This window comes from Phenylobacterium sp., from assembly GCF_030651185.1.
Classification (GTDB): Bacteria; Pseudomonadota; Alphaproteobacteria; order Caulobacterales; family Caulobacteraceae; genus Phenylobacterium.
In genome coordinates this window covers 49137-56752 of sequence record NZ_JAUSCJ010000005.1, presented here as the reverse complement: position 1 = coordinate 56752, position 7616 = coordinate 49137, and the positions used below count along the sequence as shown (strand labels likewise).

The 7616-nt window shown below is 67.1% G+C and carries 7 protein-coding genes; 2 read left to right on the top strand and 5 right to left on the bottom strand.

The genetic code is table 11. The annotated features are described in order from the left end of the window. Positions 1 to 217: 217 nt before the first annotated feature. The 3 genes from Q7J39_RS01305 to Q7J39_RS01295 form a co-directional block, all read right to left on the bottom strand. Complete coding sequence (locus Q7J39_RS01305; protein WP_304819601.1) at positions 218 to 574, bottom strand: hypothetical protein; 357 nt, start codon at positions 572 to 574, stop codon at positions 218 to 220. A 37-nt stretch (positions 575 to 611) separates the two neighbouring features. After that, the gene (gene serA / locus Q7J39_RS01300; protein WP_304819599.1) at positions 612 to 2186 is read right to left on the bottom strand and encodes a phosphoglycerate dehydrogenase; all 1575 of its coding nucleotides are present in this window, start codon (positions 2184 to 2186) and stop codon (positions 612 to 614) included. An 85-nt stretch (positions 2187 to 2271) separates the two neighbouring features. Continuing rightward, positions 2272 to 3441 (bottom strand): phosphoserine transaminase, encoded by a 1170-nt coding sequence (locus Q7J39_RS01295; RefSeq protein WP_304819597.1) that lies wholly within the window; start codon positions 3439 to 3441, stop codon positions 2272 to 2274. A gap of 207 nt (positions 3442 to 3648) precedes the next feature. Between Q7J39_RS01295 and Q7J39_RS01290 the strand changes: the two genes are divergently transcribed. Continuing rightward, positions 3649 to 4542 (top strand): DMT family transporter, encoded by an 894-nt coding sequence (locus Q7J39_RS01290; RefSeq protein ID WP_304819595.1) that lies wholly within the window; start codon positions 3649 to 3651, stop codon positions 4540 to 4542. Between the two features lies 1 nt (position 4543). Here Q7J39_RS01290 and Q7J39_RS01285 read toward each other — a convergent pair whose 3' ends face one another. Both Q7J39_RS01285 and Q7J39_RS01280 read right to left on the bottom strand, forming a co-directional pair. After that, positions 4544 to 4999 (bottom strand): hypothetical protein, encoded by a 456-nt coding sequence (locus Q7J39_RS01285; RefSeq protein WP_304819593.1) that lies wholly within the window; start codon positions 4997 to 4999, stop codon positions 4544 to 4546. 64 nt (positions 5000 to 5063) lie between these two features. Further along, entirely contained in the window at positions 5064 to 5330 is a 267-nt protein-coding gene (locus Q7J39_RS01280; RefSeq protein WP_370689974.1) for a hypothetical protein, read from the bottom strand. Positions 5331 to 5623: 293 nt separating this feature from the next. Here Q7J39_RS01280 and Q7J39_RS01275 point away from each other — a divergent pair, with 293 nt between their 5' ends. Continuing rightward, positions 5624 to 7525, top strand: coding sequence for an ATP-binding protein (locus tag Q7J39_RS01275; RefSeq protein ID WP_304819589.1), 1902 nt, complete (start codon positions 5624 to 5626; stop codon positions 7523 to 7525). The last annotated feature ends 91 nt before the right edge of the window (positions 7526 to 7616 follow it).

Sequence of the window (7616 nt, the reverse complement as noted above, 5' to 3'; positions counted from 1 at the left end):
GGCCGTCGCCCAGGAAGCAGCTATCGATGCGGGGATCGCCGAAGGGCAGGGATTCAGAGTCCGCCCGTCCGCCCGCCTCGAGGGTGGCGATCTTCGCCTTGAGAGCGGCGAGCCGCTCATCGCGAAAACCGGACATGGCTTTCCTGTTCCTTTGTTCCTATTTTGTTCTAGCTCTGGATCAGGAAGAGTCAATCACCCCACGGTGGAGTCGCTCTGGCTACAGGCGGCGAATTTCTTCCGGCTCGGGATCGGTCTTGAACCGGACGGCGGCGATCGTTGTCCGCCCTTCGATCCAGGCGCGCGCGATGCGGTGGCCGCCGTCCATCAGGCGGCCGGCGGCGGAGAAGATGATTGGATAGGAAAGGTCGGCGGCCATAATCCGGCGGGTGTGGCCGGCCACGTCGCGCAGGCTGGGCGCCCGGCCGCGGAACCAGCAGTCCTGATCGAATTCCGGGATGTCGGCGATAGCCACCGAGATCACCGGAAGGCCTTCGGCCGCCGACCACAACTTTTCGGTCAGCCAGTAGGCGCGGCCGCCGGGGACGGTGTGGGAATGTCGTTCAGGAAGAGACATGGCGGCAGCTTCCCGGGGAAGCCGCCGCCAATCAAGTTTAGAACCGCAGGGTGCGGGCTTCCTTCACGTGCGGCAGGGCGCGGATCTTGGTGATCAACGCGTCCGACGGGTCCTGGTCGATCCCCACCAGGGCGATGGCGTCCTCGCCGGCGGAGACCCGGCCCAGGTTGAAGGTGGCGATATTGACGTTGGCGTCGGCCAGGATGGCGCCGAGGTTGCCGATGAAGCCCGGCTTGTCGAGGTTGTTCACATAGAGCATGACCCCGCCGAACGGCGCGTCCAGGTCCATGCCCTTGACCTCGATGATGCGCGGCGTGCCCGCCATCACCGAACCGGCGAAGGAGCGCTTGCCCATGGCTGTGGTGACCGTGATCCGCACCAGGCTTTCATAGATCGGGCTGTCGTCCTGCTTGCTTTCCGAGACGGTGATGCCGCGCTCGCGGGCCACGGCCGGAGCCGAGACCATGTTGATCTCCGCCAGCATCGGACGCATCACGCCGGCCAGGGCCGCGGCGGTCAGGGGACGGGTGTTGAGGTTGGCGACCTCGCCCTCATAGGCGATGTCGATGGCCTTGACCTCGACGTCGACCATCTGGCCGGCGAAGGCGCCGAGACGTTCGGCGAGCGCCACGAAGGGCTTCAGCTTGGGGGCCTCGTCGGCGGTGACCGACGGGCTGTTGAGCGCATTGGAGACCGCGCCGGTGAGCAGGTAGTCGCTCATCTGCTCGGCCACCTGCAGGGCCACGTTCTCCTGGGCCTCCATGGTGGACGCCCCCAGGTGCGGGGTGGCGATGAAGTTCTCGGCGCCGAACAGCACGTTTTCCTTGGCCGGCTCCTCGACGAAGACGTCGAAGCCCGCGCCGCCGATGTGGCCGCTGTCGAGACCGGCGCGCAGGGCGGCTTCATCCACCAGGCCGCCGCGGGCGCAGTTGATGATCAGGACGCCCTTCTTGGTCTTGGCCAGGGCCTCGGCCGACAGGATGTTGCGGGTCTTGTCGGTGAGCGGGGTGTGCAGGGTGATGACGTCGGCGCGGGCCAGCAGCTCGTCGAGCTCGACCTTCTCCACGCCCAGCTCCACGGCGCGTTCAGCCGAGAGGAAGGGGTCGTAGGCCACGACCTTCATCTTCAGGCCGTTGGCGCGGTCGGCGACGATGCCGCCGATATTGCCGGCGCCGATCAGGCCCAGCGTCTTGGCGTAAAGCTCCACGCCCATGAAGCGGTTCTTCTCCCACTTGCCGGCCTGGGTGGAGACGTCAGCGGCCGGCAGCTGGCGGGCAAGCGCGAACATCATGGCGATGGCGTGCTCGGCGGTGGTGATCGAGTTGCCGAAGGGGGTGTTCATCACCACGATCCCCTTGGAGGTCGCGGCAGGGATGTCGACATTGTCGACGCCGATGCCGGCGCGGCCGATGACCTTCAGGTTGGTGGCCGCCGCGATCACGTCCTTGTCGGCCTTGGTGGCCGAGCGGACGGCCAGGCCGTCATACTGGTCGATGATCTTGAGCAGTTCTTCCTTGCTGAGGCCGGTCTTCACATCGGCGTCGACGCCGCGTTGCTTGAAGATGTCGATGGCGGCGGGGCTCAGCTTGTCGGCGATGAGGACGCGGGGCATGGGGCGGTATCCTTAGGCGATGGGGGGAGTGCGCTCCCGGCGCCGGCGCATGCGGCGGTCCGGGCGGCGGGAGCGCTAAGGGTGTTTAAGCGGCTTGCAGGTCGGCGGCGATGGACGCAAAGGCCCAGTCGAGCCACGGCGTCAGGGCCTCCAGGTCGGAGGTCTCCACCGTGGCGCCGCACCAGATCCGCAGACCCGCCGGGGCGTCACGATAGCCGCCGATATCCAGGGCCACGCCTTCCTTCTCGAGGATCGCGGCCAGCTTCTTGGCGAAGTCGGCCTGGGCGTCGTCGGAGAGGGCGGTGACGGCGGGATCGACCACCTTCAGACACACCGAGGTGTTGGACCGGGTCGCCGGATCGGCGGCCAGGAACTCCACCCAGGGGGTCTTGGCGACCCATTCCGCGAGGGCGCCCAGATTGGCGTCGGCGCGGCGCTGCATCTCGGCCAGGCCGCCGATGCCCTCGCCCCACTTCAGGGCGTCGATGGCGTCTTCCACGCAGAGCATGGAGGGGGTGTTGATGGTGGCGCCCTCAAAGATGTCGAGGCTGACCTTGCCGCCCTTGGTCATGCGGAACAGCTTGGGCATGGGCCAGGCGGGCGTGTAGCTTTCCAGGCGGGCCACGGCGCGGGGGCCGAGGATCAGGACGCCATGGGCGCCCTCGCCCCCGAGCGCCTTCTGCCAGGAGAAGGTCACCACATCGAGTTTGGCCCAGTCGAGATCCTGGGCGAAGGCGGCGCTGGTGGCGTCGCAGATGGTGATGCCTTCACGGTCGGCGGCGATGAAGTCGGCGTTGGGAACCCGGACGCCGGAGGTGGTGCCGTTCCAGGTGAAGACCAAGTCGGCGTCCTTGCGCACCTTGGTCAGGTCGGGCAGCTCGCCATAGGGAGCGTCCAGCACCTCGGCCGGCAGCTTCAGCTGCTTGACCACATCGGTGACCCAGTCCTTGCCGAAGCTCTCAAAGGCCAGCAGTTGCACCGTCTTGGGGCCGAGCATCGACCACAGGGCCATTTCCACGGCGCCGGTGTCCGAGCCGGCGACGATGCCGATCAGATAGTCGTCCGGCACCTGCAGCACCTGGCGGGTGCGGTCGATGGCTTCCTTCAGGCGCGCCTTGCCCGGCTTGGAGCGGTGCGAGCGTCCGAGGACGGCGTTCTGGAGATTTTGCGGATTCCATCCGGGGCGCTTGGCGCACGGGCCGGATGAGAATTCGGGGCGGGCCGGACGCATGGCCGGCTTGGCGAGGGTATTCATAGCGATGTCTCCCATCCTTACAGATGAGCGGCGCCCCGTTGGGGGGGCGTGGCCCGCCGCGCAAAAACTCCGGTTTGTGGAAGAGGGCAAGCGTAATTTTCCGAAAGGGAGATTGAGCGGCGCTGACGACACACAGGCTTGGCCTTCGCGCTCAGTCGTGATTCCTGCTCCTGCGGCGAGGCCCGCCGGAGCCTGCCCCGAACCTCGATGACCCGTCCCAAACCTATACACTGGCTGGTATTGGCGGCCCTGGTGGTCACCTGGGGGTCGGCCTTTGCAGCGCTGAAGATCGCCGTCGCCCACATCCCGCCGTTCTGGAACACCGCTCTGCGGCTATGGATCGCGGTGGCGACCCTGGGCGTCGTTCTGGCGATCCAGCGCCAGGGGCTTCCCGGCTGGCGCGACCGCGCCTGGCGCTTCTACGCCTTCAACGGCCTGGTAGGGATGGCCGCGCCCTTCGCCCTCTTCGCGCTCGCCGCCGAGCGCCTGCCCTCGGCGATCAACGCCATCTGCAACGGCGCCTCACCGATCTTCACCGCCCTGCTGGCCCACGCCTTCGTGTCGGGTGAGCGGCTGACCGCGCGCAAGGCGGGCGGCGTCGGCCTGGGCTTTGCCGGCCTGCTGGTGCTGGTGGGTCCGCGCCTGACCGGGGGCCTCTCCCTGGAGGCCCTGGCCCTGATCGGGGCGCTGACCGGCGCCGCCCTCTATGCCGTCTCCAACGTCGTCACCAAACGCGCGCCGCCGGTGCCCTCCAGTGTCGGAGCCCTGATGATGTGCGCCTGGGGGGCGGGGTTCGCCACCGTGGCCGCGGTGTTCACCGGGCCCTTCCCGGCCTGGCCGCCGATGTCCTCGGTGCTGGCGGTGACCGCCCAGGGCGTGTTCCCCACAGCCCTGGCCACCATCGGCTATGTCTATCTGATCCAGCGCAGGGGGCCGCTGTTCCTGTCCATGGCCATCTACATGGCGCCCCTGTGGGCGACGGCGGTGGGGGTGATCTTCCTGGCCGAGCGGCCGAGCTGGACGGCCTTCCTGGCGCTCGCCCTGATCCTCGGCGGTGTGGCGCTTGCGACCCTGGAGCCCCGCGAGAAACCGCCGGCCTAGGTCAGGAACCCTGGGGCAGCCGGGCGACGCCCACCGACTTGGAAAGGCGCTCGCGGCGTGACGCCACCACCGTTCCGCAGAGCAGGCCGACGATGGTGCCGATCGTGACGGCGTTGTTGACCACGGCGTAGGTGACGCCCGGGGTCAACTTGGTGACGAAGAAGTAGGCGTGCAGGCTGAATTGAATGCCCTGCAACAGCATCACCGCTCCGATCCACAGGCTGGCGTAACGCACCGCCAGGAACAGGAAGCCCACGGCCAGCACGCCGTCGAGAACCAGATGGGGGATCGGCCGCGCCTGCTCGGGCAAGAGCGCGTTCACCGTGAGGAAACTGAGGGAGATGGCCAGGGTAAGGGCGCCGCCAAAGCGTTCGGCCGGTCCGCCTTTGACGAGGGCGAAGACGCAGGCCGCAAGAACCGTGAGCCAGAGGCCGATAACGAGTAGTGAGTTTGGCATGATTATGCGCCCCTACGCTGAGTAGGGGCGCACAACCAGTTAAACTATTGCAACCAAGTCCGGCTTAGCCGACGTCGCGCATCGCCGTCTTGTCGGCCTTGCGCATGAAGTTCGGCTTGTTTTCGATCCCGCCGAGGCTGGTGCGGATGCCGAGGCGCAGCTTGGCTTCGGTCAGTTCGTGGTGCACGCCGACCATGGCGGTGCGAGCCTCGCCCAGGGCCTTGATGGCTTCCACCATCTTCACCTGCACGTCGTCAGCGAACACCAGCGAGGTGCCCACGTCGGTGCGGGCCTTCAGCATGTCCGCCATCAGTTCGGTAGCTTCGATCATGGCCGCGTCAACCGCGGCTTCTGTCGTGAACAACTTGGTCGCGACGCGTTGCGCAACAAAGGCCTTTTCCATGGGGGAGCCCCTCTCCAAGAGAATTAACTCAACGGTAGTAGAGGTAAACCAGAGGTTAAGCTCCGTCCATGGGATTCATACTTTGTTAACTGCGACAACTACGCGCACAAGTTGAGACTGTGTCGGGAAGGACACGAATTCTCCCGACAGGCGAGTGCCTGGAAGCGAAGCGTTAGGAGAATTGCCGTATTCCCGAATGCTGGACGGGACTGCGGAAGCTCATGACCCAAAATCTTCGTGTGACGGGCTCGGCTCACAACGCGACCTTCCATGCCCGCGTGGCGGGTATCGCGCTGATCACCACGATGGTGGTTCTGATCGCCGCCTGCCTCACCTTCATGCTGCAGCAATGGGCGGTCGCCCGCGAGCAGAGCCACATCAATCACGTGGCCCTGTCCGAGATCGCCGCGAGCGCCGCGGGCCCCGCCTTGTCGCAGAGGGACGCGCAGGCCGCCCGCGCGGCGATCACCGCCCTCTCCCAGGCCCAGTCCGTGACCAGCGCCCGCCTGCTGGATTCGTCTGGTCAGGTGGTCGCCACCTATCAGCGCGCCAAGGGCGTCGCCGGTGGGACAGATGTCATTCACGCGCCGGTGAAGATACAAGGCCTGCGTGTGGGCGAACTGGTGGTGGACGTGACGCCTCCGGCCCTCGACGCTCTGTTGCCCCAGTTCATCGCCCTGACCGGGGCCCTGTTCTTCGGTGGGGTCGGCGTGGCCCTGTTCCTGGCGCGCGGGCTCGCCCATAGGGTGATCGCACCCGTCCAGAAGCTGTCGGACGCCATGCATGACGTGGCCGCCAGCGGCAGCTTCGCTCCCGTCCAGGTGGAGGCTCAAGACGCTCTCTTCCGCAGCCTGACCGCCAGTTTCAACCACCTTCTGGCCAAGCTGGACGCGCGTGAGCAGGCCCTGCAGCAGACTCTGCAGGAACTCGTGGAGGCCCGCGACGCCGCCAACGCCGCCAATACTCTAAAGTCCCAGTTCCTGGCCAATATGAGCCACGAGATCCGCACGCCGCTGAACGGCGTCCTGGCTATGGCCGAAGTCATGTCCATGGGCGAGATGGAGGATGTCCAACGCGAGCGCCTGGAGGTCATCCGCCAGTCGGGCGGCCTGCTGCTGGCCGTGCTGAACGACGTCCTGGACCTCTCGAAGATCGAGGCCGGCAAACTGACCCTGCTGGTGGACGACTTCGACCTGGAATCGGCCGTTGCGCCGGCCCGTGAAAGCTTCGCGCTGATGGCCCAGAACAAGGGCCTCGATTTCAAGCTGGAGGTCGAAGCCACCGCCCAGGGCGCCTGGCGCGGGGATGCCGACCGCCTGGGTCAGATCGTCGGTAACCTGCTGTCCAACGCCGTGAAGTTCACGCAAGGCGGCGAAGTCGCCGCCGCCTTCGGGGTCAACCCCGACAATGGCGCTCTGCGGCTGACCGTCCGGGACACCGGCCTCGGCATCGCCGCCGAGAAGCAGGCGACCCTGTTCGAGAAGTTCGTCCAGGCCGACAATTCCGCCACCCGCCGCTTCGGCGGCACGGGCCTGGGCCTGGCCATCTGCCGCGAACTGACCCAGATGATGGGCGGCGCGATCTGGGTCGACAGCCGCGAAGGCCAGGGCTCGACCTTCACCGTCGAACTGCCCCTGGAGCGCGGCGTCGCCGTCGAACCCGCCCTCGCCCCCGCCCCCCAGAGCGACGGCGCCGAGGACGGCGCCCTGCGCCTTCTGGCCGCCGAGGACAATCCCACCAACCAGCAGGTGCTGGCGGCGGTCATGGGCTCGCTGGGCCTGGAGATCGACATCGTCGCCGATGGCAAGCTGGCCTTCGAGGCCTGGCGGGACGGCGCCTACGACCTGATCCTGATGGATATCCAGATGCCGGTCATGGACGGCATCGACTCCGCCCGCGCCATCCGCGCCGCCGAGCGCGAGCAGGGCCGCCCGCGCACCCCCATCGTGGCCCTGACCGCCAACGCCCTGTCGCACCAGGTGGAAGAATACCTGGCGGCCGGCATGGATGGGCATGTGGCCAAGCCCATCGAGATCGCCAAGCTCTACGAGGCCATCAGCCGCGCCCTGAACGACGCCGCCCAGAACGCCGCCTCGGCCGCCGCACAGAGCGCCGTCGCCTGATTTCCCGAGCGGCGAACCTGAACGCCAGACAACGGCGAGCTCAGTTCGGTTTCAGGTTGGAAATGTTCTTCTCCTCCTCAAGCGACGCCGC